The sequence below is a fragment of the Conexibacter sp. JCM 18997 genome (assembly GCF_055391915.1).
Map to the genome: position 1 here is coordinate 2375981 of NZ_AP043885.1, position 24862 is coordinate 2400842.

Annotated in this window: 24 protein-coding genes, 1 tRNA gene and 1 pseudogene; 8 read left to right on the plus strand and 18 right to left on the minus strand. The window is 71.5% G+C overall.

Annotation, left to right across the window (positions count from 1 at the left end; translation table 11 throughout):
• Window positions 1–5: 5 nt before the first annotated feature.
• The 3 genes from ACZ5UI_RS12075 to leuS all read right to left on the minus strand — a co-directional run bounded on the left by ACZ5UI_RS12075 (window position 6) and on the right by leuS (window position 4192).
• Window positions 6–527: a cupin domain-containing protein gene (locus ACZ5UI_RS12075; RefSeq protein ID WP_464197435.1), complete on the minus strand. Its 522-nt coding sequence runs from the start codon at window positions 525–527 to the stop codon at window positions 6–8.
• A gap of 47 nt (window positions 528–574) precedes the next feature.
• Window positions 575–1651 carry a YihY/virulence factor BrkB family protein gene (locus ACZ5UI_RS12080; protein WP_464197436.1) on the minus strand — a complete coding sequence of 359 codons (1077 nt, stop codon included), beginning with the start codon at window positions 1649–1651 and terminating at the stop codon, window positions 575–577.
• A 66-nt stretch (window positions 1652–1717) separates the two neighbouring features.
• On the minus strand, window positions 1718–4192 hold the full coding sequence (leuS, locus tag ACZ5UI_RS12085; RefSeq protein ID WP_464197437.1) for a leucine--tRNA ligase: 2475 nt from the start codon (window positions 4190–4192) through the stop codon (window positions 1718–1720).
• A gap of 124 nt (window positions 4193–4316) precedes the next feature.
• On the opposite strand from leuS, the gene ACZ5UI_RS12090 reads away from it, so the two are divergent.
• The 3 genes and pseudogenes from ACZ5UI_RS12090 to ACZ5UI_RS12100 all read left to right on the plus strand — a co-directional run bounded on the left by ACZ5UI_RS12090 (window position 4317) and on the right by ACZ5UI_RS12100 (window position 5716).
• The gene (locus ACZ5UI_RS12090; RefSeq protein ID WP_464197438.1) at window positions 4317–5177 is read left to right on the plus strand and encodes a hypothetical protein; all 861 of its coding nucleotides are present in this window, start codon (window positions 4317–4319) and stop codon (window positions 5175–5177) included.
• 43 nt (window positions 5178–5220) lie between these two features.
• Window positions 5221–5562 (plus strand): annotated as a pseudogene (locus ACZ5UI_RS12095) (group I intron-associated PD-(D/E)XK endonuclease); the annotation flags it as partial.
• 81 nt (window positions 5563–5643) lie between these two features.
• Window positions 5644–5716, plus strand: a tRNA-Ala gene (locus tag ACZ5UI_RS12100).
• Between the two features lie 81 nt (window positions 5717–5797).
• Here the strand turns inward: ACZ5UI_RS12100 and ACZ5UI_RS12105 are convergent.
• Window positions 5798–7153: a transaminase gene (locus ACZ5UI_RS12105; protein ID WP_464197439.1), complete on the minus strand. Its 1356-nt coding sequence runs from the start codon at window positions 7151–7153 to the stop codon at window positions 5798–5800.
• A 92-nt stretch (window positions 7154–7245) separates the two neighbouring features.
• Window positions 7246–7488, minus strand: a complete 243-nt coding sequence (locus tag ACZ5UI_RS12110; protein ID WP_464197440.1) for a hypothetical protein — start codon at window positions 7486–7488, stop codon at window positions 7246–7248.
• A gap of 100 nt (window positions 7489–7588) precedes the next feature.
• Between ACZ5UI_RS12110 and ACZ5UI_RS12115 the strand changes: the two genes are divergently transcribed.
• The gene (locus ACZ5UI_RS12115) at window positions 7589–8902 is read left to right on the plus strand and encodes an NAD(P)/FAD-dependent oxidoreductase (RefSeq protein ID WP_464197441.1); all 1314 of its coding nucleotides are present in this window, start codon (window positions 7589–7591) and stop codon (window positions 8900–8902) included.
• Between the two features lie 36 nt (window positions 8903–8938).
• Window positions 8939–9535 (plus strand): TetR/AcrR family transcriptional regulator, encoded by a 597-nt coding sequence (locus tag ACZ5UI_RS12120; RefSeq protein ID WP_464197442.1) that lies wholly within the window; start codon window positions 8939–8941, stop codon window positions 9533–9535.
• An 18-nt stretch (window positions 9536–9553) separates the two neighbouring features.
• Here the strand turns inward: ACZ5UI_RS12120 and rsfS are convergent, their stop codons facing one another.
• From rsfS to obgE, 6 genes are read right to left on the minus strand one after another with little or no spacing between them, the layout of a single operon-like run.
• A complete protein-coding gene (rsfS, locus tag ACZ5UI_RS12125) occupies window positions 9554–9925 on the minus strand; it encodes a ribosome silencing factor (protein ID WP_464197443.1) in 372 nt (123 codons plus the stop codon).
• The gene (gene nadD / locus ACZ5UI_RS12130; protein WP_464197816.1) at window positions 9922–10521 is read right to left on the minus strand and encodes a nicotinate-nucleotide adenylyltransferase; all 600 of its coding nucleotides are present in this window, start codon (window positions 10519–10521) and stop codon (window positions 9922–9924) included. The genes rsfS and nadD overlap by 4 nt, the downstream gene beginning before the upstream one ends.
• 7 nt (window positions 10522–10528) lie before the next feature.
• A complete protein-coding gene (locus tag ACZ5UI_RS12135) occupies window positions 10529–11770 on the minus strand; it encodes a glutamate-5-semialdehyde dehydrogenase (protein WP_464197444.1) in 1242 nt (413 codons plus the stop codon).
• Between the two features lie 40 nt (window positions 11771–11810).
• The gene (gene proB / locus ACZ5UI_RS12140) at window positions 11811–12884 is read right to left on the minus strand and encodes a glutamate 5-kinase (RefSeq protein WP_464197445.1); all 1074 of its coding nucleotides are present in this window, start codon (window positions 12882–12884) and stop codon (window positions 11811–11813) included.
• 15 nt (window positions 12885–12899) lie between these two features.
• A complete protein-coding gene (locus tag ACZ5UI_RS12145; protein ID WP_464197446.1) occupies window positions 12900–14093 on the minus strand; it encodes a cation:proton antiporter in 1194 nt (397 codons plus the stop codon).
• 14 nt (window positions 14094–14107) lie between these two features.
• Window positions 14108–15409 carry a GTPase ObgE gene (gene obgE / locus ACZ5UI_RS12150; protein ID WP_464197447.1) on the minus strand — a complete coding sequence of 434 codons (1302 nt, stop codon included), beginning with the start codon at window positions 15407–15409 and terminating at the stop codon, window positions 14108–14110.
• Window positions 15410–15471: 62 nt separating this feature from the next.
• Here obgE and ACZ5UI_RS12155 point away from each other — a divergent pair, with 62 nt between their 5' ends.
• The gene (locus ACZ5UI_RS12155) at window positions 15472–16161 is read left to right on the plus strand and encodes an SDR family oxidoreductase (RefSeq protein WP_464197448.1); all 690 of its coding nucleotides are present in this window, start codon (window positions 15472–15474) and stop codon (window positions 16159–16161) included.
• Here ACZ5UI_RS12155 and ACZ5UI_RS12160 read toward each other — a convergent pair.
• The gene (locus ACZ5UI_RS12160; protein WP_464197449.1) at window positions 16158–16655 is read right to left on the minus strand and encodes a hypothetical protein; all 498 of its coding nucleotides are present in this window, start codon (window positions 16653–16655) and stop codon (window positions 16158–16160) included. The genes ACZ5UI_RS12155 and ACZ5UI_RS12160 overlap by 4 nt on opposite strands.
• A gap of 56 nt (window positions 16656–16711) precedes the next feature.
• Between ACZ5UI_RS12160 and ypfJ the strand changes: the two genes are divergently transcribed.
• Window positions 16712–17575: a KPN_02809 family neutral zinc metallopeptidase gene (gene ypfJ, locus ACZ5UI_RS12165; RefSeq protein WP_464197450.1), complete on the plus strand. Its 864-nt coding sequence runs from the start codon at window positions 16712–16714 to the stop codon at window positions 17573–17575.
• Between the two features lie 86 nt (window positions 17576–17661).
• Window positions 17662–20652 carry a choice-of-anchor D domain-containing protein gene (locus ACZ5UI_RS12170; protein ID WP_464197451.1) on the plus strand — a complete coding sequence of 997 codons (2991 nt, stop codon included), beginning with the start codon at window positions 17662–17664 and terminating at the stop codon, window positions 20650–20652.
• Here ACZ5UI_RS12170 and ACZ5UI_RS12175 read toward each other — a convergent pair.
• From ACZ5UI_RS12175 to rodA, 6 genes are read right to left on the minus strand one after another with little or no spacing between them, the layout of a single operon-like run.
• Window positions 20649–21023, minus strand: coding sequence for a hypothetical protein (locus ACZ5UI_RS12175; RefSeq protein ID WP_464197452.1), 375 nt, complete (start codon window positions 21021–21023; stop codon window positions 20649–20651). The genes ACZ5UI_RS12170 and ACZ5UI_RS12175 overlap by 4 nt on opposite strands.
• Entirely contained in the window at window positions 21020–21211 is a 192-nt protein-coding gene (locus tag ACZ5UI_RS12180) for a hypothetical protein (RefSeq protein WP_464197453.1), read from the minus strand. Before ACZ5UI_RS12180 ends, ACZ5UI_RS12175 begins: the two co-directional genes overlap by 4 nt.
• An 8-nt stretch (window positions 21212–21219) precedes the next feature.
• A complete protein-coding gene (rpmA, locus tag ACZ5UI_RS12185) occupies window positions 21220–21486 on the minus strand; it encodes a 50S ribosomal protein L27 (protein WP_464197454.1) in 267 nt (88 codons plus the stop codon).
• The gene (gene rplU / locus ACZ5UI_RS12190) at window positions 21476–21787 is read right to left on the minus strand and encodes a 50S ribosomal protein L21 (RefSeq protein WP_464197455.1); all 312 of its coding nucleotides are present in this window, start codon (window positions 21785–21787) and stop codon (window positions 21476–21478) included. Before rplU ends, rpmA begins: the two co-directional genes overlap by 11 nt.
• A 9-nt stretch (window positions 21788–21796) precedes the next feature.
• Window positions 21797–23614, minus strand: a complete 1818-nt coding sequence (locus ACZ5UI_RS12195) for an Rne/Rng family ribonuclease (protein WP_464197456.1) — start codon at window positions 23612–23614, stop codon at window positions 21797–21799.
• Window positions 23611–24822: a rod shape-determining protein RodA gene (gene rodA, locus ACZ5UI_RS12200; RefSeq protein ID WP_464197457.1), complete on the minus strand. Its 1212-nt coding sequence runs from the start codon at window positions 24820–24822 to the stop codon at window positions 23611–23613. The genes ACZ5UI_RS12195 and rodA overlap by 4 nt, the downstream gene beginning before the upstream one ends.
• Between the last annotated feature and the right edge of the window lie 40 nt (window positions 24823–24862).

The window sequence follows — 24862 nt, forward strand, 5'->3', positions numbered from 1 at the left end:
AAGGCTCAGCTCAGCGGCGTACGGTCGACCGGCCCATGCCAGAACTCGACCCCCCAGCGCGCGGAGATCTCGCCCAACTCGCCCGGCCCCGCCGGCTCGCGATCCGCGGGCGTCGCGGGGTCCGCCACGCGCACGCCGGCCTCCGCGAAGTAGCCCGACATCAGGCCGGGCACCCCGACGACCTGGAAGCGCGCGACGTCGGTCGACAGGTTCAGCGTCCCGTGGACGACCCAGGGCGGGACGTACACCGCGTCACCGGCGCGCAGGACCTGCGTGCACACGACCGTGCCGTGGCGCTCCTCGCAGATCGTCAGCTCGCCTTCGAGCACGCGGAACCACTCGGCGAACGCGTGCTTGTGCGGCGGCGGCCCACCCCCGGGCAGCGCGCGCACGTCGATCGCGTCCTGGGCGCCGTCGGTGTCGGAGCGGTCGAGCAGGATCGTGACGTGGTTGCCGCCCGCGACGACGTACGTGGGCTGGGTCGCGGCCTGCTGGACGACGAGCGGAGCGGGGTCCGGCGATGACATGTCCGTACCCCAGCACGGGGCGGCGGTTGGTTCAACCGATCGCGCGGTCAGCGCGGAACGCGCTCGGGCTCCGCAGGAGCATCGTCCGGCGCATGCTGCGCCTCGCCCTTGGCCTCCATCTCCAGCCGCGCCTCACGCGAGATCGCTTCGGCTTCGGCCTCGTCGTCCCCCTTGGGCGCCTGGCGCGGCGGCAGCTGGATGTCGGCCTCGGCGGGAATTCCGGCGGTCAGCTCGCGGGCGCGCTCGATCTCGCTGTTGAGCTGCTGGCCGAAGAGGATCGCGATGTTCGAGATCCACAGCCACACGAGCATCGAGATCGCGCCGCCCAGCGCGCCGTAGGTGGCGTTGTAGCTGGCGAAGTTGCTGACGTAGAAGAAGAACCCGACGGTCGCCACGGCCCAGATGGCCAGCGCGACGACGGCGCCGGGCGAGATCCACTGGAACTTCGGCAGGCGCGCGTTCGGCGCGACGAAGTACAGGACGGCGAGCATGAAGACCGCGACGAACGCCATCAACGGCCACTTGATGATCGAGTAGGCGGTCACGGCGGCCGAGCCGAGCCCGACCTGGTCGCCGATCGACTGGGCCAGCGGACCGGAGATAACGAGCGAGATCAGCAGCAGCGCGAGCAGCAGGACCATCCCGAGCGTCACCACGACCTGCAGCGGGCGCAGCTTCCAGAAGGGCCGACCCTCGGGCATCTCCCAGATCTGGTTGGACGCGCGCATGAAGGCGCCGATGTAGCCGGACGCGGACCACAGGGCGCCCAGCAGGCCGACACCGAGCAGCGCGCCCGCCCCGCCCTTGTTCTGGACGATGCCGTCGATCGTGGTGCCGACGCTGTCGACGAGCGAATCCCCGGCGCCCGCGTCGCGCAGGATCTGCAAGATGGTGTCCGTGGTCTGCGGGTACTGGCCGAACAGGCCGACGATGGCCACCAGCGCCAGCAGCGCCGGGAACAGCGCGAGCACCGAGTAGTACGTCAGCGCCGCGGCCCAGTCGGTGATGTTGTCCTCCTGGAACTCCTTCACCGTGCGCTTGAGGATCGCGATGCGACCCGTGCCGGGGATGTCCCCGAGGTCGACGTCCTCGCGTGCGGGGTCCGGGTCTGTCGTCCGTGCCATGACGTCCGGTTTCCCTCCGGACCCGGCTTTCACGCGCGCACTGGCGCGTGGAGCGCCCTGGCGGGGCTAGCGAGCGACGACGTTGACGAGCTTGCCGGGCACGACGATCTCCTTGACGACCTGCTTGCCGTCGAGGTGCGCCTGCACGTTGGGCGCCGCGCGGCACAGCGCCAGGAGCTCGGCTTCGGTCGCGCCCGCACCCGCCGCGACCCGGTCGCGGACCTTGCCGTTGACCTGGCAGACGATCTCCACGATGTCGGACTCCAGCAGCGACGGATCGGCGTCCGGCCACGGCTCCTCCCAGACGCGCCGGCCGGTCAGCAGCTCGTAGGCGTCCGCGCTGATGTGCGGAGCGAAGGGGAACAGCAGCGAGGCAGCGGTGGCCAGCGCGAAGCGGCGCACGTCGGGCGCCGCGGCGTCGCGCAGGCGCGAGATCTCGTTCGTCAGCTCCATCACCGCGGCGATCGCGGTGTTGAACGCGAAGCGGCCGCTGAGGTCGTGGGTGACCTTGTCGATCGCCCACGTGGCCTTGCGGGCCAGCTGCAGGTCGGCGCCCTCGAGCGTGCCCTCGCCGGGGGCGACCAGGTCACCTTCCAGCGGGCGGTCGAAGCCCTCGGCGCAGTCCGCCGCCAGGCGCCACAGCCGGCCCAGGAAGCGGTTGACGCCCTCGACGCCCTCGTCGGACCAGTCGGCGTCATGGTCGGGCGGCCCGATGAACAGGATGTAGGCGCGCGCGGTGTCGGCGCCGTAGCGCTCGACGATCGCCTGGGGCGAGACGACGTTGCCGCGCGACTTGGACATCTTCGCGCCGTCCTTGGTGATCATCCCCTGGGTGAACAGGCGAGCGAACGGCTCGTCGAACTCGAGGTGGCCGAGGTCCTTCAGCGCCTTGACGAAGAACCGCGCGTACAGCAGGTGGAGGATCGCGTGCTCGACGCCGCCGATGTACTGGTCGACGGGCATCCACTCGGCCAGGATCGCCGGATCCCAGGCGGCCTCGTCGTTGCTCGCGTCGCAGTAGCGCATGAAGTACCAGGACGAGTCGACGAACGTGTCCATCGTGTCGGTCTCGCGCTGGGCGGGACCGGCGCAGGTCGGGCACGCGACGTTGACCCAGTCGGTCGCCGCGGCCAGCGGCGAGCGGCCCTTGGGCGCGTAGTCGGAGATGTCGGGCAGACGGACGGGCAGATCCTCGACCGGTACCGGCACCAGGCCGCAGTCGGGGCACTTGACGATCGGGATCGGGCAACCCCAGTAGCGCTGGCGCGACAGCAGCCAGTCGCGCAGGCGGTAGTTGACCGAGGAGTGGCCCTTGCCCTCGCGGTCGAGCCAGTCGACGATCGCACCGAGCGCCTCCCGGTTGGGCAGCCCGTCGAACTCCGGCGCCGAGTTCATCAGTGGGCCGTCGCCGGTGTAGGGCAGCTCGACGATGCCCTCCGGGTCCTGCACCACCTGGCGGATCGGCAGGTCGTAGACGGTGGCGAACGCGAAGTCGCGCTCGTCGTGTCCGGGCACGGCCATGATCGCGCCGGTGCCGTACTCCATCAGCACGTAGTCGGCGACGTACATCGGGATCTGCTCGCCGTTGACCGGGTTGGTCACGGTGCGCCCCAGGAAGACGCCGGTCTTCGGCTTGTCGGTCGAGCCGCGCTCGGCGTTGGACTCGTTCAGCGCGCGGTTGACGTAGGCGTGCACCTCGGCTTCACGGTCGGTGCCGTCGACCAGGCGCAGCACGTCGGGGTGCTCGGGCGCCATCACGAAGAAGGTCGCGCCGAACAGCGTGTCCGGACGCGTCGTGAAGACCGGGTAGTCGATCTCCATCTCCTCGCAGCGGAAGACCACCTCGGCGCCTTCGGAGCGGCCGATCCAGTTGCGCTGCATCGTCTTGACGTTGCTGGGCCACTCGATCGTCTGCAGGTCGTCGAGCAGGCGGTCGGCGTAGTCGGTGATGCGGAAGAACCACTGCTCCAGCTGGCGCACCTCGACCTCGTTGCCGCAGCGCTCGCAGTGGCCGTCGATGACCTGCTCGTTGGCCAGGACGGTCTGGTCGAACGGGCACCACTTGACCGCCGCCTCCTTGCGGTAGGCCAGGCCGGCCTCGAAGAGCTGCAGGAAGATCCACTGCGTCCAGCGGTAGTAGCGCTCCTCGTGGGTGCCGAACTCGCGCGACCAGTCGATCGAGATGCCCCACTCGCGGAACTGCTTCTGGAACTGGGCGATCGACGCGTTGGTCGAGTCGCGCGGGTGCTGACCTGTGCGGATCGCGTGGTTCTCGGCGGGCAGCCCGAAGGCGTCGTAGCCCATCGGATGCAGCACGCGCCGGCCGGTGCGGCGGTGGAAGTGCGCGACGGCGTCGCCGACGGAGTACACCTTCAGGTGGCCGATGTGCGGCTCGCCGGAGGGGTAGGGCAGCATCTCCAGCACGTAGGAGCGCTCACCGGGGAGGTCCGGGTCGTTGGACGTCTCCCACGTGTGCTCGTCAGCCCACACCTGCTGCCAGCGGGGCTCGATGTCCTTCGGGTCGTAGCGATGCTCTGCCATGGTCGAAGGTCAGAGCATAGGATCCGACTCCAGGTCCTCATGGGGCCCCGCGGGCGCCTGCGCGCCCGCCTGACGGAATCCTTGCGCAGAGCGCGCGAAATGCAGGGTATTCTCGCGGGCGATCATGGGTCCCCAGGACGAGCACGGAAGCATCCAGGACGCCGCGGATCGGGTTGGCGACATCATCGCCGCCGCCGAGCGGACCGCCGACGAGATGCGCAACGAGGCCGAGGCGCGGGCGGCGGAGCGCATCGCCGAGGCCGATCGCGCAGCGGACTACCGCGTCGGTGCGGCCGAGGAAGAGGCGCAGGAGACGCTCAACCGCGCCCGCGAGCGCGCGGAGGAGCTGCGCGAGGAGGCCCGCGGCCAGGGCGAGCGGATCGTCGCCGAGGCGCGCACCGAGGCCGAGCGCCTGCGCACCGAGGCGGCCACCGAGGCCCAGCGCCTGCGTTCGGAGTCCGAGCGCGTCCGGGGCGACGCCGACTCCGCCGCCGCGTCGATCCGCGAGGCGGCCGCCGTGGGCGCCGCCGAGTCCCGCACGCGCGCCGAGGTCGACGCCGAGCGCACGCGCGAGGAGGCCCAGCAGGCGGCCAAGCTGCTCAAGAAGGCGGCCGAGGAGGATGCGACGAGCATTCGCACGGACGCCGAGAAATACGCGGAGGAGACCCGCGAGGCCGCCCGCCAGCAGGCGCGCGACCTGGTCGCCGAGGCGCGCGACGTCTCCGGCGACGTGCTCGAGGACGGCAGCGAGCTGTCCGAGCACCTGCAGCAGCTCGCGGTGTCGCTGCGCACGAACGCCGAGCGCCTGCTGCGCGACGTCCAGGCCGCCCACCAGCGCCTCACCGCCGGCCTCGACGAGGTGTCGCCCGAAGAGGCGGCGGCCGCTGCGGCCCGCCCCGCGCCGTCCGCCCCGACGCGCCGCGAGGGCCTCGCCACCCCCGGCGGCGACACGCTCGAAGTGCCCGAGTTCCTGCCCCGCCGGTAGCGCGTTTCCGTCCGCCGGGCGAACTAGTGTTCGCCTTATGGAGATGACGACCGGGCACAAGGGAGCGATTGCCGAGGCGCACATCACCGCGCGGGCCATCGAGCTCGGGATCTTCGTCCTGCGCCCCGTCCTGGAAGGCCTGCGGTACGACCTGCTGTTCGACGTCGACGGCCGCCTCCTGCGCATCCAATGCAAGTGGGGCCGCTTCCAGGACGACGTCATCGCCGTCCGCACCAGCACCTCGCGTCACACGCCGGCGGGCTACGTGCGTACGACCTATTCCGCGAACGAGATCGACGCCGTCGCCGTCTACTGCCACGAGCTACACCGCTGCTACCTGCTGCCGATCAAGGAGGTGGCGGGCCTGAGCTACGTGTACCTGCGGCTCAACCCGACCCGCAACAACCAGCAACGCCTGATCAGACTTGCTGCGGACTATGACCTCGCTAACATGGTCCGCGACCCCGGGGCTATAGCTCAGCTGGGAGAGCGTCTGGCTGGCAGCCAGAAGGTCGTCGGTTCGAGCCCGACTAGCTCCATCTAGAAGACCCTCGCCCACGGCGGGGGTCTTTCTGTTTGGCTCGGCGATTGGTGATGGCGCGTGCCGGCAGACACGGGCACTAGCCCACGAGGGCGGAGACGGCCGCGCGGAACACCTCGGTGTGGCGGGCGACGTCGGCCTCGGTGGTGGTCGGCGCCATCAGCGCCATGTTGTGGAACGGCGTCAGCAACACGCCGCGGTTGAGCGCGGACAGGTGCAGGTAGCGCTCGAGCTCGGGATCGCCGGCCGCGTGGGCCTGCGTGCCGTTGCGCGCCGGCTCGGGTTCGAAGCGGTACTCCGCGCGGGCGCCGAGCTGGGTCACGTTCCAGCCCAGGTCGTACTCGGCGAACACCTCGCGCAGGTCGGTGGCGAACCGGCCGGCCAGCGGGATCATGTGCGCGAACGCCGCGTCGGTCAGCACCGACGACAGCGTGGCGCGCATCGCGGCCAGCGACAGCGGGTTGCCGGCCAGCGTGCCGCCCACGCCGCCGGTGTCCTCGTAGTCGGCCTCGGCCTGGGCGAACATCGCCTCGACCAGCGGCGCGGTCAGGCCGAGCGCGCCCGACGGGATGCCGCCGCCGATGGCCTTGCCGATCGTCAGCAGGTCCGGCTCCAGGCCCCAGGCCGCGGTGGCGCCGCCGGGGCCGGCCGAGAACGTGTGCGTCTCGTCGATGATCAGCAGCGTGCCCGTCTCGCGCGTGATCTCCCGCAGCGCCGCGTGGTAGCCCTCGTCGGGCAGGACGATGCCCATGTTCGTCATCGCCGGCTCGGCCAGCACCGCGGCGACGTCCCCCGGCGCCAGCGCCCGACGCAGGGCCTCGATGTCGTTGAACTCGATCGCCTTGGTCGTGCGCGCGAGCTCGACGGGCGGGCCGACGTTGCCCTCCCGCGCGACGGTCGAGCCGTCGGGCGCGCCCACGGCGAACGCCTCGTCGACGGAGCCGTGGTAGCAGTAGGAGTAGACGAGCACGCGCGGCCGCCCGGTCAGCGCGCGGGCGATGCGCAGCGCGGTGCGGTTGGCGTCGGTCGCCGTCAGCGTGAACAGCCACCGGGCCAGCCCGAAGCGGCGCGTGAGCTCCTCGCCGACCTCCGCGGCCGCCTCGGTGGGCAGCATCGTCGTGATGCCGTCGGCCACCTGGGCGCGAACCGCCTCGACCAGGGCCGGCGGCGCATGGCCGCCCATCGCGCCCGTGTCGCCCAGGCACAGGTCGACGTACTCGTGGCCGTCGACGTCGACGATGCGGCTGCCGCGCGCACCGGCCGCGACGATCGGGAAGCCCCCCGCCCACAGCATCATCCAGGGCATCGGCACACCGCCGACCAACGACCCGCGGGCGCGCTCGTGCAGCGCGCGCGAGCGTGGGTGGGCGACCGCGAACGCCTCGACCTCGCAGGCCAGCAGCGTGGCAAGACGGTCGCGATCGACGACGCGCATCGGCGCACTCTATGCGCGCGACGGCCCCTGCGCGGACGGCCTCGCTCCCCCTGCGCGGCGCTCATCGAGACGGTAGTGTCGGCCGACCCATGTCACGGCCCGTCTTGCTCGTGGTGGACGACGATGCCGACGCCCTGAGGGACGTCGAAGAGCCGATCTCCGGCCGCTACGGCCGGGACTACCGCGTGGAGACGGCCACCGACGCCGGTCAGGCGGCCACCGCGCTGGCGGCGCTCGCGCGCGACGGCGCCGAGCTCGCGCTCGTCCTGACGGCGCAGTCGCTGGCCGGCACCGACGATGGCCTGCTCGAGCTGACCCGTCAGCTGCATCCGCACGCCAAGCGCGGCCTGCTCGTCGGTCCGGCCGCCTTCGCCGACCCCCCCGACCGCACAGGCGATCCTCGACGCGATCGCGCTGGGACGGATCGACTACTACGTGCCGCGGCCGGCCGGAGCACCGGACGAGGTCTTCCAGCACACGATCTCGACGTTCCTGCTCGAGTGGGCGGCCGAGCAGCGCAAGGTCCCCCAGACCGTGCACATCATCGGCCAGGAGTGGACCGGCCGCGCCCTTGAGCTGCGCGAGACCTTCGAGCGCTGCGCGGCGCCGCACACCTTCTGCCTGGCCGACTCCGACCAGGGCCGCGCGCTGTTGGCCGACGCCGGCCCCGATGTGCGGCTGCCGGCCATGCTGCTGCCCGACGGCCAGGTGCTGAGCGACCCGTCCAACGACGAGATCGCGCGGGCGGCCGGGACGCCGGCGGACTTCGACGAGCGCGAGTTCGACGTGGTCATCGTGGGCGCAGGTCCGGCCGGCCTGTCGGCTGCGGTCTACGGCGCGTCGGAGGGCCTGCGCACGCTCGTGGTGGACGACGGGGGCATCGGCGGCCAGGCCCGGTCCAGCTCCTTGATTCGCAACTACCTCGGCTTCCCGCGCGGCGTGAGCGGCAGCCGGCTGGCCGAGCAGGCCTACGAGCAGGCGTCGGTGTTCGGCGCGACGTTCGTCTTCATGAACCGGGCGCAGTCGCTCGAGCACGACGGGGATCGATTCACCCTGTCGCTGCTCGACGGCCGCCACGTGCACGCCACGGTGGTGATCCTGGCCACCGGGGCCAGCTACCGGCGCCTCGATGTGCCCGCGCTCGACGCCCTCAACGGGGCGGGCGTCTTCCACGGCGGGCCCGCATCGGTCGCGCACGCCTTCAGCGGCCGCGACGTGTTCGTGGCCGGCGGCGGCAACTCGGCCGGACAGGCCGCGCTGCACCTCGCGACCTACGCGCGGCGCGTGACGATCGTCGTGCGCGCGGCCTCGCTGGAGTCGAGCATGTCGCGGTACCTCACGCACGAGATCGAGGCGACGCCGGGCATCGAGGTGCGCACGCAGACCGCGGTCGTGGGCGGAGGCGGCGACGGCCGGCTGGAGCGGCTCGTGCTCCGCGACGTGCCGGCCGGTGTCGAGGAGACCGTCGCAGCGGACGCCCTGTTCGTCCTGATCGGCGCGTCCCCCCGCACGCAGTGGCTCCCCCCGCAGATCGCGCGTGACCCCGACGGGTTCATCCCCACCGGTGACGCCGTCCCCCGCGACGACGGGTGGCCGCTGGACCGGCGGCCGTGGTCGCTGGAGACCAGCGTGCCCGGGCTGCTCGCGGCCGGCGATGTCCGCAGCGGCTCGATCAAGCGCGTGGCCTCGGCCGTCGGCGAGGGCTCCATCGCGGTGCAGATCGCGCACCACCTGCTGGCCAACCGCTGAAGGCTTTTCGCGCTTCGCCTCCAATAGGTTTCGACGATGCCGCAACCCGCCAAGGCGCAACGCCGCGACGCGATCCTCGACGCCGCCTGCACGGTCCTGGCCGAGCAGGGGCTCGCCGCGACACGCATCTCCGACGTGGCCAAGCGCGTGGGCATCTCCCCCGGCCACGTCCTGTACTACTTCGAGTCCAAGGCGGACTTGTTCCTGCAGTCGCTGCGCACGGTCGAGGATCGCCTGCGCGAGGAGGCGCTGGCCCGCTTCCAGGACACGCCGACCGCGGCCGGGCGCTGGCACGTCCTGCTCGACGTGATGTCCCCCACCGGCCCGGGCGACTTCAAGCTGGCGCTGTGGCTGGAGGCCTGGGAGATGGCGCATCGCGACCAGCAGGTCGCCGAGCTCACCGCCGAGCTCGAAGATCGCTGGCAGGCGCTGCAGCTCGAGGTGCTGCGCCAGGCGCGCACCGACGGCGAGATCGCCGCCGACAAGGACCTCGAGGAGTTCGTGACCTGCTTCTCGGCGTTCTTCGACGGCCTGACGATCCAGGTCGTGACCGGCTCGCGCGTGATCAACCGCGAGCGCATGCTCGCGATCTGCCGCAGCTACGCGGCCGACCAGCTCGACTGGTCGCTCTAGTGCCCTGGCCGTCGACCGCTACGACGCGGTGGCCTCGTAGGCCCGCGCCGGCACCTCCCCCCACAGCTGCTCGAGCCGGTAGAACTCGCGCGTGTCCGGGGTGAACACGTGCACGACGACGTCCAGGTAGTCCATCAGGACCCAGTGGGACTCGCCGAGACCCTCCACGCGCCGGGGTGAGATCCCGTGCTCCTGCTTGAGACCGAGTTGGATGCCGTCGTGGATCGCCTTGACCTGACGGTCGGTGTTGCCGGTGGCGATCACGAACAGATCCGTGTAGCCGGCGACGTCGCGCAGATCGAGCACGACGATGTCCGCGGCCTTCTTCTCAGCGGCCTGCTCGGCGATCGCGTCGGCGAGCTGGTCGGGTGTGAGCTGGGGCGTGCTCAAGTGACTGGCACCTCCGTCCGGTAGAGCCCCTGCGCGCCGATACGACGCGCCACGTCATCGGGTACGAGATAGCGGATCGACCGGCCCGCGCGTACCCGAGCGCGGATGTCGGTCGACGAGAGATCGATGCGCGGCATCGAGAAGAAGCGGATCCGGTCAGGGTCGCACAGACCGTCCAGGGCCGAGACGATCCGGCCGCGCGGATTGCCGACCCGCTCGGCCACCCCGAGCGTGGCCAGCTCGAGCAGCGCCTCGGGCTCGCGCCAAGAGGGCAGGCTCGCGGCCATGTCCCCTCCGACGATGAAGGTCAGCTCGTCACCTGGCGACGTCGCATGGATCGCGCGGAGCGTATCGACGGTGTAGGACGGCCCGCCGCGGTCGAGCTCCAGCCGCGAGACCTCCAGCCGCTCGTCCCCGCCGACGGCCGCCTCGCACAGCGCGAGGCGCTCCTCGGCGCCCGGATCCTCCTCGGCCTCCTTGTGCGGCGGCACGGCAACGGGCATCAGCAGCACGAGATCGAGCTCGAGCTGCTCCAGCGCCTCCTGCGCACAGACCAGATGACCGAGATGCGGGGGGTTGAACGTCCCGCCGAGAATGCCGACCCTACGCGCGGACGTGCCCGTCGCCCTCCACGAGGTACTTGAACGTGCACAGCTCGCGCAGGCCGATGGGGCCGCGCGCGTGCAGCTTCTGGGTCGAGTTGCCGATCTCGGCGCCCATCCCGAACTCGCCGCCGTCGGTGAAGCGGGTCGAGGCGTTGACGTACACGCAGGCCGCGTCGACGCCGCGCTGGAAGGCCCGCGCGGCTGCGGTGTCGCGGGTCAGGATCGCCTCGGAGTGCCCCGAGCCGTGGCGGTTGACGTGCTCGATGCCCTCCTGCACCGAGTCCACGACGCCCACGGCCAGCGTCAGCGACAGGAACTCCGTGTCCCAGTCCTCGTCGGTCGCCGGCGCCATCTCGAAGATCGCCCGGGCGCGCTCGTCGCCGCGCAGCTCGACGCCCGCGCCGCGCAGCGCCTGCGCGACCCGGGGCAGGAACGCCTCCGCCGCGTCGGTGTGCACGAGCAGCGTCTCGGCCGCGTTGCACACCCCCGGCCGCTGGGTCTTGGCGTTGATGACGATGTCCACGGCGGCGTCGAGGTCGGCCGTCGCATCCACGAACACGTGGCAGTTGCCGGACGCGGCGTAGATGACCGGCACGGTGGCCACGTCGCGCAGCGCGGCCTTCAGGCCCTCGCCGCCGCGGGGGATGACCAGGTCGACGAGCCCCTCCTGCGTGGCCAGCTCGGCCAGGGCGTCGCGGCCGCCGCCGAGCAGCTGGATCGCGCCCGCGGGCGCGCTCTCGCCGGCGATCGCGGCCAGCACCGCGTTGGAGTGCGCCGCCGACGACGACCCGCGCAGGATGATCGCGTTGCCCGACTTCAGGCACAGCGCGGCCGCGTCGATCGTCACGTTCGGGCGCGCCTCGTAGACCACCCCGATCACGCCGAGCGGCACGCGCACCTTGCGCACGTCCAGGCCGTTGGGCAGGCGCTGGCCGTCGATCACCTCGCCGACCGGATCGGGCAGCGCGGCGATCGCGCGCACGCCGGCGGCCATCGCGCTGACGCGCCCGGCGTCCAGGCGCAGGCGATCCATCAGCGCGGCCGACAGCCCGGCCTCGCGACCCGCCTCGAGATCGAGGGCGTTGGCGGCCAGGATCTCCTCGATGCGGGCCTCCAGCGCGTCGGCCATGTCCCGCAGCGCGGCGTCCTTGGCAGCGGTGTCCAGCTGGGCCAGCGCGCGCGACGCGCGCTTGGCTTCGACGCAGAGGTCGTGAACGGTCGGGGTCTCGACGGCGGCCATGCGCAAAGGGTACGCCAGCGCCGACCTCGGGTGGAGCGGCTCAGGACAGGACGAAGTAGTCGCGGTGCACGGCCTCTTCGCCGGCCCGGCCCAGCGCCGCGCGGACCGCGTCGGACTTCAGCCCCGCCACCTGGCGCAGCTCCCCCGCGCTGTAGTTGACGATCCCCTTGCCGACGAGCTCGCCGTCGACCGTCACGTCGACCGCGTCGCCCACGTCGAACTCGCCGTCCACGCCGACGACGCCGACCGGCAGCAGCGACGTGCCCCCGTCGCGCAGCGCCCGCGCCGCGCCTCGGTCCACGCGGACCACGCCGGCCGCCGGCCGGGCGTAGCGCAGCCACAGCTTGAACGAGGAGTAGCGCGCCGCCCCCGCGCGAAAGCGCGTGCCCTCGGCGGCCCCGGCCAGCGCGCCCGACAGCGCCTCGGGTCGCAGCCCCGTGGTGATCACCGTCTCGATGCCGCCCGCCGAGGCGATCTCGGCGGCCACGACCTTCGAGCGCATCCCGCCGGTGCCCATCGGCCCGGTGTTGTGGCCGATGTCCAGCGCGTCCAGCTGGGCCAGGTCGCGCACCTCGCGCACGATCTCGGCCTGCGCGTTGAAGCGGGGATCGGCGGTGTAGACCCCCTCGGTGTCGGTCAGCACGACCATCAGGTCGGCGCCGACCAGGATCGCCACCTGCGCGGCCAGGAAGTCGTTGTCGGAGAACGAGATCTCCTCGGTGGCCGTCGTGTCGTTCTCGTTGACCACCGGCACGACGCCCCAGGCCAGCAGCGTCTGCAGCGTCTGGCGCGCGTTCAGGTACCGCCCGCGGGCCGACAGGTCGTAGGAGGTCAGGAGCACCTGCGCGGCGGCCACGCCGCGCGCCTCGAGCACGTCGTGCCACAGCCGGAACAGCGCGCCCTGCCCGACGGCGCTGGCCGCCTGTAGCTCCTCGATCGTCGTGGGCCGCGTCGGGCGGTCCAGCACGATCAGCCCCCGGGCGATCGCGCCCGAGGAGACGATCACCACCTCGTCGCCGGCGGCGCGCCGGACGGCGACCTCGTCGCACACGGCGGTCAGGACCTCGTCGCGCGAGGCCATGGCGGAGCCGAGCTTGATCACGAACCGGGCCATGGGCGAGATCCGAGACTAGGCCGCGGCAGGTGCGGCCGGGGCGGCGGACGCGCCGCGGCGCAGCGACAGCCCGGCCAGCGGATACACGAGCGTCGAGAGGATGCCCGCGCCCACGAGCGAGGCGGCGGTGGCGCCGTCCATCTTGCCCACCTCGACCGCGATGCCGGTGATGGCCACGACGAGCGGCAGCTGGGCCGAGCAGAACAGCGCCAGCGCCTTGCGCGCGGGCCCGTCCAGGACGCCGCGGTACAGCACCAGCGCCGGTCCGCCGCGGACGATGAAGAACAGCACCAGGAACAGCGGCAGCTCGATCAGCGCCTTCGCGCTGCCCAGGAGCGCGTCGAGGTCGAACTTCATCCCCGACACGACGAAGAAGAACGGGATCAGGAAGCCGAACGCGACCGCGGTCAGCTTGGACTCGAGCGCCTCGACCTCGCGCCGGCCGACGGCCTGTCGGAAGATCAGCCCGGCCATGAAGCCGCCCAGGAGCAGGTCCAGCCCCAGCGAGGCGGCCAGCGCGACGAGCGCGATGACCATCAGCACCACGAGCCGTACGGCCAGCTGGCTGGAGGAGTTCAGCGTGCGCTCCAGCACCTCCCAGCGGCGGCCCGCCGAGCGCACGGCGAAGACGCCCGCGATCAGGGCCAGTGCGGCGAAGGCCAGCAGGATCGCCAGCTGCTTGCCCGGCTCGTCGGTCGACAGGAACACGGTCATCAGCACGATCGGGCCGAACTCGCCCAGCGCGCCGGCGGCCAGCAGTTGGGTGCCGAACGGCGTGCGCAGGTCGCCGCTGTCGCGCAGGATCGGGATCAGCGTCCCGATGGCCGTCGTCGACATCGCGCAGGCGACGTAGACAGGCGCGTCGATCAGGTCGCCGACCCACAGGATCAGCGCGAACGCATGCGCGATCAGCAGCGAGGCGAGCCAGCCCAGGCCGGCGAGCTTCAGCGGCACGCCCTTGATGCGCTCGAAGTCGATCTCGTAGCCGGCGAAGAAGAACAACATCCCCAGGCCGAGGTTGGAGAAGAACAGCGTGAAGCCGTCGACCTGCGCCCACCCGAGCACCTGCGGGCCGATCAGGATGCCGAGCACGAGCTCGACCACGACCACCGGCAACACGAACCAGCGCCCGGCGACGACCGAGACCACCGCCGCGCTGGCGGCGACCAGCACGATGACCAGGAACGCGGTGGTGTCGACCTTGCTCACGGCCGGGCAGTCTCTCAGTCTTCGGGGTCGAGCTCGAAGATCACGTCGCCGATCTCGACCTCGTCGCCGGGCTCGAACCCGGCGTCGTGCAGCGCGCGGATCACGCCGATCCGCGTCAGGCGGTGCTCGAGGTAGGCCATCGCCTCCTCGTTCTCGGGGTCGTAGCGGGCCAGCATCCGCTCGATCCCCTCGCCGACGACCCGGAAGGCCCCCGGGCCGGTCCGCTCGACCCGGAAGCCGCGCTTGGACGCCGGGCGGAAGGTGCGGTGCTCGGCCAGCGCCTCCTCGTCGGCGATCGCCGACAGCGCCTCGGGCGCGGCCTCGTCGACCGGGATGCGCTCGAACAGCGTCCCGACCAGCTCGTCCAGCCCGCGGCCGGTGGCACTGGAGGTGACGATGATCGGCACGTCCTCGGGCAGCTGCTCGCGCCACAGCTCGACCGCGGCCTGCGCGTCGCCCTCGGTGACGAGATCGGCCTTGGACAGCGCGAGGATGCGCGGCAGGGCGGCCAGGCGCGCGTCGTAGGCGGCCAGCTCGGCCTCGATCAGCGCGTGGTTCTCGAACGGGTCGCTGCCGTCCAGCGGCGCGAGGTCCAGCACGTGGATGAGCAGGCGGGTGCGCTCGACGTGGGCCAGGAACTCGTGGCCCAGGCCCGCGCCCTCGCTGGCCCCTTCGATCAGGCCCGGGATGTCGGCCAGGATCAGCTGGCGCCCGTCGAGCTCGATCGTCCCCAGGTGCGGCTCCAGCGTGGTGAACGGGTAGTCGGCGACCTTCGGGTCGGCGCGCGTGAGCCGCTTCAGCAGCGACGACTTGCCGGCGTTGGGGAGCCCGACGAGCCCGACGTCGGCCAGCAGCTTGAGCTGCAGCTCCAGCCAGCCCTCCTCCCCGGCCAGCCCGCGCTCGGCGAACTGCGGCGCCTGGCGCACCGCGGTGGCGAAGCGCTTGTTGCCGCGCCCGTAGGCGCCGCCGCGGGCCACGATCACGCGCTGCCCCGGGCGCACGAGGTCGTGCACGACCGCGTCCTCGGACGTCACGACCGTCCCGGGCGGTACCGCGATCTCCAACGTGGCGCCTTCGGCCCCGATGCGATTGGCGCCCTTGCCGTGCGTGCCCGGCGGCGCCTTGTAGTGCGCCCGGCGCTTGAACGTCTGCAGGTCGCGCAGCGAGTCGTCGACGCGCAGCACGACGTCGCCGCCGCGGCCGCCGTCGCCGCCGTCGGGTCCGCCGTGGGGCACGTGGGCCTCGCGGCGGAACGACCGCGAGCCGTCGCCGCCACGGCCGCCCTGCACGAAGATGCGCGCCTTGTCGTAGAGCATGGGATCCGCTGACGGATCCTAGGGTCGCGGTGTGCGGCCACCGTCGGCGTAGCCTGCGGCCCATGCCCGAGCAGCCCGTCTTCCTCATCACCGGCGCCTCGACCGGAATCGGCGCCGCCACCGCGCGACACGCGATCGAGGCCGGTCACCGCGTCGTGCTGGCCGCCCGCAGCGCGGACAAGCTCGACGCGCTCGCCGCCGAGCTGGGCGGCGACGACGTGGCGCTCGCCGTGCCCACCGACGTGACGGACTTCGCCGCGCAGGAGGCGCTGGTCGCCGCCGCGCTGGAGCGCTTCGGGCGCCTGGACGTCGTCTTCGCCAACGCCGGGTTCGGGGCCACGCGGGGCTTCCTGGAGGAGTCTCCGGAGCACTGGCGCGACATGGTCCTGACCAACGTCCTCGGCGCCGCCTACACGATCCGCGCGACGCTGCCGGCCCTGCGCGAGAGCCACGGGCACATGATCATCACCAGCTCGGTGGCCGGCCGACGCTCGCTTCCGGGCAGCCTGTACAGCGCGACGAAGCACGCGGTCACGGCGATGGCCGAGTCGCTGCGCCTGGAGGTCGACGGGGAGCTGCGCGTGACCGCGATCGAGCCGGGCATGGTCGACACGCCGTTCTTCGACAGCAAGCCGACGATCCGCGCGCTGGACCCCGACGACATCGCGCGCGCCGTGCTGTGGGTCGTGGCCCAGCCCGCGCACGTCGACGTCAACGAGATCCTGATCCGCCCGACGGCTCAGGCGGGCTAGCTCTCGCTCCCGTCGTCGATGAACAGCGTCACGCGGCCCAGGTGGCCGCTGATGCCGCGGTCCGCGCGCTGGGCCAGCCCGCCCAGGTCGGCGCTGGTGGCCGTCAGCCGCACCGCGCGGTAGACGAGCTTGCGCCCGTCCTTGGTCAGGCGCGGCGCCGACAGCTCCAGCAGCGCGACGTCGCGGCTGGCCGGTGCGCCCTCGATCTGCAGGGCGGCGTTGGGCGGGTCGCCGCCGAACGAGGCCCGCCAGTCGTCGACGAACGTGCGCACCGTCTGCGCGTTGCCGGTGCGCGACGATCCGCCCGCGAAGGCGATCACGTGGGCGTCCGGGCGCTTGAGCACCAGGCGCCAGCCGTCGGCGGTGCGCACCAGCGAGCCGTCCTGGGCCTGCTGCACGAACAGCGTGCCGCCCGTCGCCGGCGCAGCCGAGGCCGTCGCCGCCGTCGCGGCCAGCGACAGGAGCACGAGCAGGGATCCGGCCAGGCGCTGCATCGGCCGTCACGATAGTCCGGCGCTTGTGCGCACTGCGGGCGGGGCATAGGTCGCCCATGCGCTTTCGCCCCGGGGCCCGGCTCGACGCCGGTCAGGTTCAAGATCGTCGTGGTGCTCGCGGCGGCGGGCGCGGCCTGGCCGTGGGCGGTGGGGCGGCGGGCCTGGTGGCGATCCTCGTGCTCGCGCTGCTGGGCTTCGACGTGACCGGCGGCGGCAGCACGAGCACGCCGCAGCAGGACATCGGCAGCGGCCAGGACCTGGCCGCCAAGTGCCGCACCGGCGCCGACGCCAACCAGAACGCCGACTGCCGGATCGTCGGCGTCGTCAACTCGGTGCAGGCCTACTGGGGCGATCAGGTGGAGGGGTACCAAGAGGCGCCGACGCAGTTCTTCACGGGCGGCACGCAGACCGGCTGCGGCAACGCGACCAGCGCCGTCGGCCCGTTCTACTGCCCGCCCGACCAGACGGTGTACATCGACCTGTCCTTCTACGACGAGCTGCGCAGCCGCTTCGGCGCGCGGGGCGGGCCGTTCGCCGAGGCCTACGTGATCGCCCACGAGTACGGGCACCACGTGCAGCATCTGCTGGGCACCGACGAACGGGTCGGCGGCGACCGCGAGGGGCCGACGTCGGGCTCCGTGCGCCTGGAGCTGCAGGCCGACTGCTACGCCGGCGTGTGGGCGGCCCACGCCGTCGACACGGGCTTCATCGAGGACCTGACCAAGGCCGACATCACCGACGGCCTGGACGCCGCCGCCGCCGTGGGCGACGACCGCATCCAGCAGGCGGCCACCGGCCGGGTCGACCGCGAGTCGTGGACGCATGGCTCGGCCACGCAGCGCCAGCGCTGGTTCAACATCGGCTACCGCAGCGGCGATCCGGGGCGCTGCGACACGTTCGCCGCCCGGTCTCTCGGCTGACCAAGCGCACAAGAAATCCCCCGCAACGCACCGATGTTCGGTACGTTGGCGCGCGACGCTGTCCCGACACGGAGGTCGTGATTCCCATGGCAAGCCGCCTGCGCTGGATGCTGGCCGCGATGATCGTCGTTCTCGCTGTTCCCGCGGTCGCCTCGGCGGCGACGCGCTCGGTGGCGACGACCGGCACGGACAGCGGCACCTGCATCGGGTCGCCGTGCGCGACGATCCAGTACGCGGTGGGCCAGGCGGCCGACGGTGACGACATCAGCATCGGCGCGGGCACGTTCACCGGCGGCATCGCCTTCAACGTCCCCAACCTGACGGTCACCGGCGCGGGTCAGAGCGACACGACGATCTCCGGCCTGGGCTCCAGCGGCCTGCCGGGCGTCGTCAACGTCGGCGGCAACGGTGACGGGCTGAGGCTCCAGCAGCTGACCGTCACCGGCGGCGGCAACGGCGTCTACACCGATCAGATCGCCGACAACGTCGACCTCTACGACATCGACATCGTCGACAACGCGCTCGACGGCGTCTTCATCGACTCGCCCGCGGTCGTCGACAACTGGGCGATCGACACGGCCAACGTCACGGGCAACGACCACGGCGTGCGGGTCGCCGGCCAGGCCGAGTCGCTGTGCATCTGCAACAGCCACATGGACAACAACACGATCGGGCTGGCCTCGGAGACCATCGCCGGCGATCCGTCGGTGCTGAACGGCCTGTTCGTGTCGGGCTCCACGTTCAACGACGACAGCAACGCCGGCATGTCCTTCGACGCGCTGGACAACGCGCAGTTCTTCGACACCACGGTGGACGGCAGCGGGACGAGCGGCACCGACCCCGCGGGCGTTCGCGTCGACGTCGCCTCGGGCGACCGCCAGTCGATCACGTTCACCGGGGGCACGGTCAGCGGATCGACGGGCGCGGGCTTCCTGCTGCGGGCCGACGGGTCGACCAGCCTGACCGACACGCACGTCGAGCAGATGAACATCGTCGACAACGCCGTCGGCGCGGATGTGGACGGCCAGGTCGACGTCTCCTTCAACCACGACCGCATCGCGGGCAACGGCGTCGGGATCGACGCCAGCGGCGACACCTCCGGCACCGTCGACGCCACCAACACGTGGTGGGGCTGCAACACCGGGCCCGACACGGCCGGATGCGACACCACGAGCGGCGCGGTCACGGCGGATCCCTGGATCACGCTGCGCGTGGCCGCTGACCCGACGTCGCTGCCGCCCGACGGGACCTCGACGTCCACCATCACCGGCGCGCTGGACCGCAACTCCAACGGCGAGGCGTCCTATGCCGCCGATGCCACCCCGGTGCAGTTCACGACGACGTGGGGCACGATCGATCCCGCCCAGGCCGACACCGACCCCGTCACGAGCGCCGCGACGACCACGCTCACCGCCGCGAACACGCCGGGCCGGGCGTACGTGACCGCGACCGTCGACAACCAGACGCGCGCCATCTACGTCGTGGGCGGTCCGATCGCCAGCGTCGATCCGGCCAGCTACGACTTCGGCTCGGTCGAAGTCGGCTCAAGCCCCGGGTCCGTTCCCTTCACCGTCACCAACACCGGCACCGCCGACCTGCACGTCTCCCAGGTCACGTTCTCGCCGTCGGGCTCGACGGGCTACACGGTGAGCGGCGACACGTGCACGGGCGCCAGCGTGGCGCCCGGCGAGACCTGTGAGGTCGACGTGACGTTCGCCCCCACGACCGTCGGCGTCGCCAACGCGGAGCTGCGCCTCATCAGCGACGCGCCGCTCTCGCGCACGCCGCTGACGGGCACCGGCATCGGCATCGGCCTCATCTCCGAGCCGAGTCAGTGGGACTTCGGCAACGTCGCGGTCGGGACCGCGACGGCGAAGACGTTCACGATCGCCAACGGTGGCGGCGGATCATTCGTGATCTCCAGCGTCCAGCGATCGGGAGCCTCGCAGTTCCGCGTCACCTCCGACGACTGCACCGGCCGCACGCTGACGCCGAGCACCTCCTGCGAGGTCGAGGTGACCTTCTCGCCCACCGCGGCCGCCGCGTCCGCTGGCCAGCTGCGCGTCAACAACAGCGGCCCGCAGCTGCGCGTCCCACTGAACGGCACGGGCCGCACGCCGATGGCGACGATCTCCCCCACCTCGTGGGACTTCGGCACCGCCCCCGTCGGCTATCCCGGCAGCGGGCAGACGTTCCAGGTCACCAACACCGGCCTGGTCGGCGTGGCGATCTCCACCACCCAGGTGACCCCGGCCAGCGCGACGCAGTTCGCGATCATCTCCGACACCTGCGCGACCCGGACGCTGGCCCCGGGCGAGGTGTGCGAGATCCAGGTGCAATTCACGCCGACCGCGGCCGGCACGGCCACCGGTCAGCTGCGCGTCAACAGCAACGCCGCCCAGCTGCGTGCCACCCTGACCGGCAACGGCGCTACGCCGATCGCCACCGCCTCGCCGACCGCGGTGGACTTCGGGCCGGTCGCGGTCGGCGACACCGGCGGGCCGCAGTCGATCACGATCACCAACGCCAGCGCGGGCATGCTGTCGATCAACGACGTCTCGCTGCCGTCCGGGGTCACGCAGTACCACGTCAGCGGCGAAAACTGCTCCGGGCAGACGCTCATGCCCTACCAGGCATGCGACGTCGAGGTGACCTTCACGCCCAGCGCCGTCGGCGCCAGCTCCACGACGCTGCGCGTCAACAGCAACGCGCCGCAGGTGCGGGTGAAGCTCAGCGGGACCGGGGCCACCCCCCACGTGTCAGCCGAGCCGACGGCCTGGGACTTCGGCTCGGTCCGGGTCGGCGAGTACCCGACGCCCAAGACGTTCACCCTGACGAACGACGGGGTGACGCCGATCAGGCTCGGCGCGGTCGGCCTCGGCGGGGCCAACTACACCGAGTTCCTCCTCTCCAACGACATGTGCGAGGGGCAGACGCTCAACCCCGGGGCCACCTGCACCGTGGACGTGAGGTTCAGGCCCACCCGGACCGGGTTCCTCCGCGGGAGGCTCGAGGTCCCGAGCAACGGCGCCACGCTCATCGTCAAGCTGAGCGGGACGGGCTTCTCGGGGACCTAGCGGGAGGCGAGCGCCTGGGCGACCAGGGCCTCGGCGACCACGGCGCCGCCGGCGATGACGGCGGTGCCGATCACCCCGTTGCGGGGCAGGGCGCCGCGGGCGGCCAGCGTCGAGGCCAGGTCGACGGCGTCGCAGGCGGCCAGGGTGCGCTGCCAGCGCGGGCCGACCTGCGGGTGCGCGGCGGTGTGCAGGGCGATCAGGCCCATGACCAGGTCGCGCACGCCGAGCGCGCGCGTCAGCACCTGAGCGCTGTCGCGGTCGGCGTCCTCGCCGATCCAGGAGCGGCCGGCGACCTTGGGCGCGACCAGCAGCGCGGCACCGATGGCCACGCGTCCCAGGGCCAGACCCTGGGCGACCTTCACGGCGTTCACGACGACCCGTTCTCCTTCAGGTTGCGGTCATGACGGCGGATCTCCTGGCGGACGAGATCGAGCTCGTGGCGCTCGGAGCGCTCACGGTCGTACTCGGTCTCGGACGCGCGTTCGAGCCGGCGGCGCTCGTGCTCCGCCGACTCGATCGAGCGTTCATCAGGCCGGCCCGGTCGCGGGTCGTCGGCCATGCAGACTGCTAGGCGGCGTCGTCGGCGGCAGGCGCGACGGAGACGACGCGGCCCTTGCGGCCCACGCCGAACTCGACCTTGCCCGCGCTGCGCGCGTACAGGGTGTCGTCCTTGCCCATGCCGACGCCCTCGCCGGCCTTGAAGCGGGAGCCGCGCTGACGCACGATGATCTCGCCGCCGGTGACGGTCTCGCCGGCGAACACCTTCACGCCGAGGCGCTGGGCGTTGGAGTCACGGCCGTTGCGGGAGGAGCCGAGGCCCTTCTTATGCGCCATTCTTGATCTCCGTGATCTCGATGCGGGTCAGCTTCTGCCGGTGACCGTTGGTGCGCTTGTAGCCCCGCTTGGGCTTGAACTTGAACACCCGGATCTTGTCGCCCTTCTCGTGCGACAGGATCTTCGCGGAGACCTTGATCTTCTTCAGACCATCGGCCCCGAAGACGGCATCGGAATCGGCGAACAGGATCGGCTCCAGCTCGATGCTGGCCCCTTCGTCGGCAGCGAGCTTCTCGACGAGCAGGGTCTGACCCTGTTCGACGCGATACTGCTTGCCTCCGGTTTTGACGACTGCGTACATAAGCTTGATCTACTCGCTGGCGCTCTCGGCCTTGGCACGGGAACGGCGCCGTCCGCCTCTGCGGCCACGGCGCCGGTTCTTCGAGTCTAGCGCCTCCGCTTCTTCGTCCGCATCGGCGTCGATGACGACCGCCGTCGCGGCAGTGCGCCCGACCTCTTCGATGCGCACGAGGCGCTTGTCCCCAAGGTAGCGGTAGCCGCCGGTGACCGAGATCAGGTAGCTGTCGATCTTGGCCACCGCGTCGTCGACGTTGTACATGTGCGGCTCGACGATGTGGACGTAGACCTCCTCGCCGGCGGCGAAGGGCACGGCCTGCTCGGAGATCTCCTCCTGGGTGCCGCGCGCGGTGATCGCCACGTGGTCCAGCGGGAGGCCCTCGGAGCCCTCGAAGTAGAAGACCTTGCCGGTCTCCGCCTCCAGGGCGCGCAGCGCGCCGCCACCGCCGCCGGTGAACTGCGCGGTCACGCGCGGGTTCAGGCGGACGAGGTAGCACGGCTCCTCGCCGACCTCGTCACGCAGGCGACGCTCGACCTCGATGGCGATCGTCTCCTCCGACTTGATGACGCCCTCGCCGTCGCAGGTCGGGCAGGCGCGGGTCATGATCTCGCGCACGCCCTCGGTGACGTTCTGGCGGGTCATCTCGACCAGGCCGAGCTTGGAGATCTCGGCGGTGAACGTCTTCGTGCGGTCCTCGTCCAGCGCGGCCCGCAGCGTCTTCATGACCTCGCGCGAGTTGCGCGCGCGGGCCATGTCGATGAAGTCGATGACGATGATGCCGCCGATGTCGCGCAGCCGCAGCTGGTTGACGACCTCGGTGGCCGCCTCGATGTTCGTCTTGGTGATCGTGTCCTCGAGGCGGGCCTGCTTGCCGCGGCCCACGAACGAGCCGGAGTTGACGTCGATGACGGTCAGCGCCTCGGCGTAGTCGATCATCAGGTAGCCGCCGGAGGGCAGGTCCACCCGGCGCGACATCGTGCCGGCCAGGACCTCGTTGACGCCGTGCTTGTCGAACAGCGGCTCCTCGCCCTCGTACAGCTCCAGGCGATCGACCAGCTCGGGGCCGGTGCGCTCGAAGAACGACACCAGACGGTGATGCTGCTTGGGGTCGTCGACGATCGCCTTCTCGAAGTCCTCGGAGAAGATGTCGCGCACGACGCGCACAGACAGGTCGGCCTCCTGGAAGACCAGCGAGGGGGCGGTGCCCTCCTCGGCGCGCTTGTGCAGCACCTGGTTGAGCTTGAACAGGTACTCGAGCTCGCGCTCGAAGTCCTCGCGCTTGGCGCCCGACGCGGCGGTGCGGATGATCGCCCCGCCGTCGCGCAGGTCCAGGCCCTTGGTCTCGCGACGCAGGCGCTCGCGCTCCTTGTCGTCGAGGCGGCGGGAGACGCCGATGCCCTCGCCGGTGGGCGCGTAGACCATGTAGCGGCCGGCGATCGTCAGCTCCATCGACAGGCGCGCGCCCTTGGTCTTCAGCGGGTCCTTGACGACCTGGACGACGATCTCCTGCCCGGGCTTGAGCAGGTCGCTGATCTTCGAGCCACCCTCGCCGCTGCCGCGCCCGCGGCGCGGCGTCTCGACGCCCGGCAGCACGATCTCGTCGACGTGCAGGAAGCCGTTCTTCTCCAGGCCGATGTCCACGAAGGCCGCTTCCAGGCCGGGCAGGACGTTGTCGACCTTGCCCTTGTAGATGTTGCCGACGATGGAGCGGTTGCCCCGGCGCTCGAGATACAGCTCGGCGACCCGGTAGGTCCGCTTGCCCTTGCCCTTCTCCAGCAGTGCGACACGCGTCTCTCCGCGGTCCACGCTGACCAGCACTTGCTTCTTCACAGGATGGTCCTTGACTTGAAGGCGCTCGCCATGCGGCCCTGCACGTAGATCGACTGCAGGAGGCCGAGCGCCAGGAGTGTGGTGATCACCGAGGAGCCGCCGTAGCTCAGCAACGGAAGCGTGATGCCGGTGATGGGCATGATCCCGAGGTTCATGCCGACGTTGACGAAAACTTGGAACATGAGCATCGCCACGACACCGCCGGCGACCAACGCGCCGTACAGGTTCTTCGCGATCGTGAGGATGCGCAGCGATCTCCATATGAGGAGCGCGTAGAGCGACAGCACCAGCGCGCACCCGACGAAGCCGTACCGCTCCCCGACCACGGCGAAGATGAAGTCCGTGTGATGCTCGGGGAGGAAGTTGAGCTTGGTCTGGGTCGCCTGGTCGCCTCGGCCGGTCTTCTGCCCCGCGCCGATGGCGATCTTGGACTGCTCTTGCTGATAGCCCTCGTCGCCCGCGACATCGCTGGGCGACAGGAACGACGTGAGGCGCGCCACCTGATAGGGCTTGAGCACCTCCACGCCGACCGCGGGTGCGGCCACGAGGGCGACCGTGATCGCCACCGCCATGAGGGCGAAGAGCCCGGCGAAGTGGCGCCACGGGGTGCCCGCCACGAACAGCATGGCGAGCGCGACGACGATGTAGACGAGCGCCGAGCCGAGGTCCGGCTGGGCCATCACGAAGAAGGCCGGGATCAGCGCGAGCAGCATCACGCGCGCCGTGGTGTCGCGTTCGCCGATGCGTCTGGCCCGGCCCACGATGAAGCCGGCCAGCGCGAGCGTCAGCAGCACCTTGCCGAACTCGGACGACTGGAAGTTGAAGCCACCCGGCAACCGGATGGCCAGCTGGGCGCCGCGCACGTCGGAGCCCAGCGCGACGTTGGCCAGGATCAGGACGATCACCAGCCCGTACAGGCCCCAGGTCAGCTCGCGGAAGCGCGAGATGTCGATCTGGGCGATGACCAGCATCGCCACGACGCCGATCGCGGCGAAGATCGCCTGGCGGGTGAAGTAGTAGTCGGGCGACCCGGGGATGTCCTCGGTGGTGGCGCCCTTGATCGTGACCACCGAGCAGATCAGCAGGCCGACGGTGGCCAGCAGCAGCAGCGGGTCGAACGGCAGGCGCAGGGACAGCAGGCTGCTGCCCGGCGTGCTGGCCGGGGCGCTCTGCGGGCGCTCGCGCATGGGGCCGGTCGCGGTGCTCACGACGAAGCGTCCCGCAGGGTCGAAGCGTTGGTGTGTGAGT

Bases quoted from the DNA above. Each gene is read 5' to 3' on its own strand.
- ACZ5UI_RS12075 (WP_464197435.1), bottom strand. From the start codon at position 527: ATGTCATCGCCGGACCCCGCTCCGCTCGTCGTCCAGCAGGCCGCGACC.
- ACZ5UI_RS12080 (WP_464197436.1), bottom strand. From the start codon at position 1,651: ATGGCACGGACGACAGACCCGGACCCCGCACGCGAGGACGTCGACCTC.
- leuS (WP_464197437.1), bottom strand. From the start codon at position 4,192: ATGGCAGAGCATCGCTACGACCCGAAGGACATCGAGCCCCGCTGGCAG.
- ACZ5UI_RS12090 (WP_464197438.1), top strand. From the start codon at position 4,317: ATGGGTCCCCAGGACGAGCACGGAAGCATCCAGGACGCCGCGGATCGG.
- ACZ5UI_RS12105 (WP_464197439.1), bottom strand. From the start codon at position 7,153: ATGCGCGTCGTCGATCGCGACCGTCTTGCCACGCTGCTGGCCTGCGAG.
- ACZ5UI_RS12120 (WP_464197442.1), top strand. From the start codon at position 8,939: ATGCCGCAACCCGCCAAGGCGCAACGCCGCGACGCGATCCTCGACGCC.
- ACZ5UI_RS12135 (WP_464197444.1), bottom strand. From the start codon at position 11,770: ATGGCCGCCGTCGAGACCCCGACCGTTCACGACCTCTGCGTCGAAGCC.
- proB (WP_464197445.1), bottom strand. From the start codon at position 12,884: ATGGCCCGGTTCGTGATCAAGCTCGGCTCCGCCATGGCCTCGCGCGAC.
- obgE (WP_464197447.1), bottom strand. From the start codon at position 15,409: ATGCTCTACGACAAGGCGCGCATCTTCGTGCAGGGCGGCCGTGGCGGC.
- ACZ5UI_RS12155 (WP_464197448.1), top strand. From the start codon at position 15,472: ATGCCCGAGCAGCCCGTCTTCCTCATCACCGGCGCCTCGACCGGAATC.
- ACZ5UI_RS12160 (WP_464197449.1), bottom strand. From the start codon at position 16,655: ATGCAGCGCCTGGCCGGATCCCTGCTCGTGCTCCTGTCGCTGGCCGCG.
- ypfJ (WP_464197450.1), top strand. From the start codon at position 16,712: ATGCGCTTTCGCCCCGGGGCCCGGCTCGACGCCGGTCAGGTTCAAGAT.
- ACZ5UI_RS12170 (WP_464197451.1), top strand. From the start codon at position 17,662: ATGGCAAGCCGCCTGCGCTGGATGCTGGCCGCGATGATCGTCGTTCTC.
- ACZ5UI_RS12180 (WP_464197453.1), bottom strand. From the start codon at position 21,211: ATGGCCGACGACCCGCGACCGGGCCGGCCTGATGAACGCTCGATCGAG.
- rpmA (WP_464197454.1), bottom strand. From the start codon at position 21,486: ATGGCGCATAAGAAGGGCCTCGGCTCCTCCCGCAACGGCCGTGACTCC.
- rplU (WP_464197455.1), bottom strand. From the start codon at position 21,787: ATGTACGCAGTCGTCAAAACCGGAGGCAAGCAGTATCGCGTCGAACAG.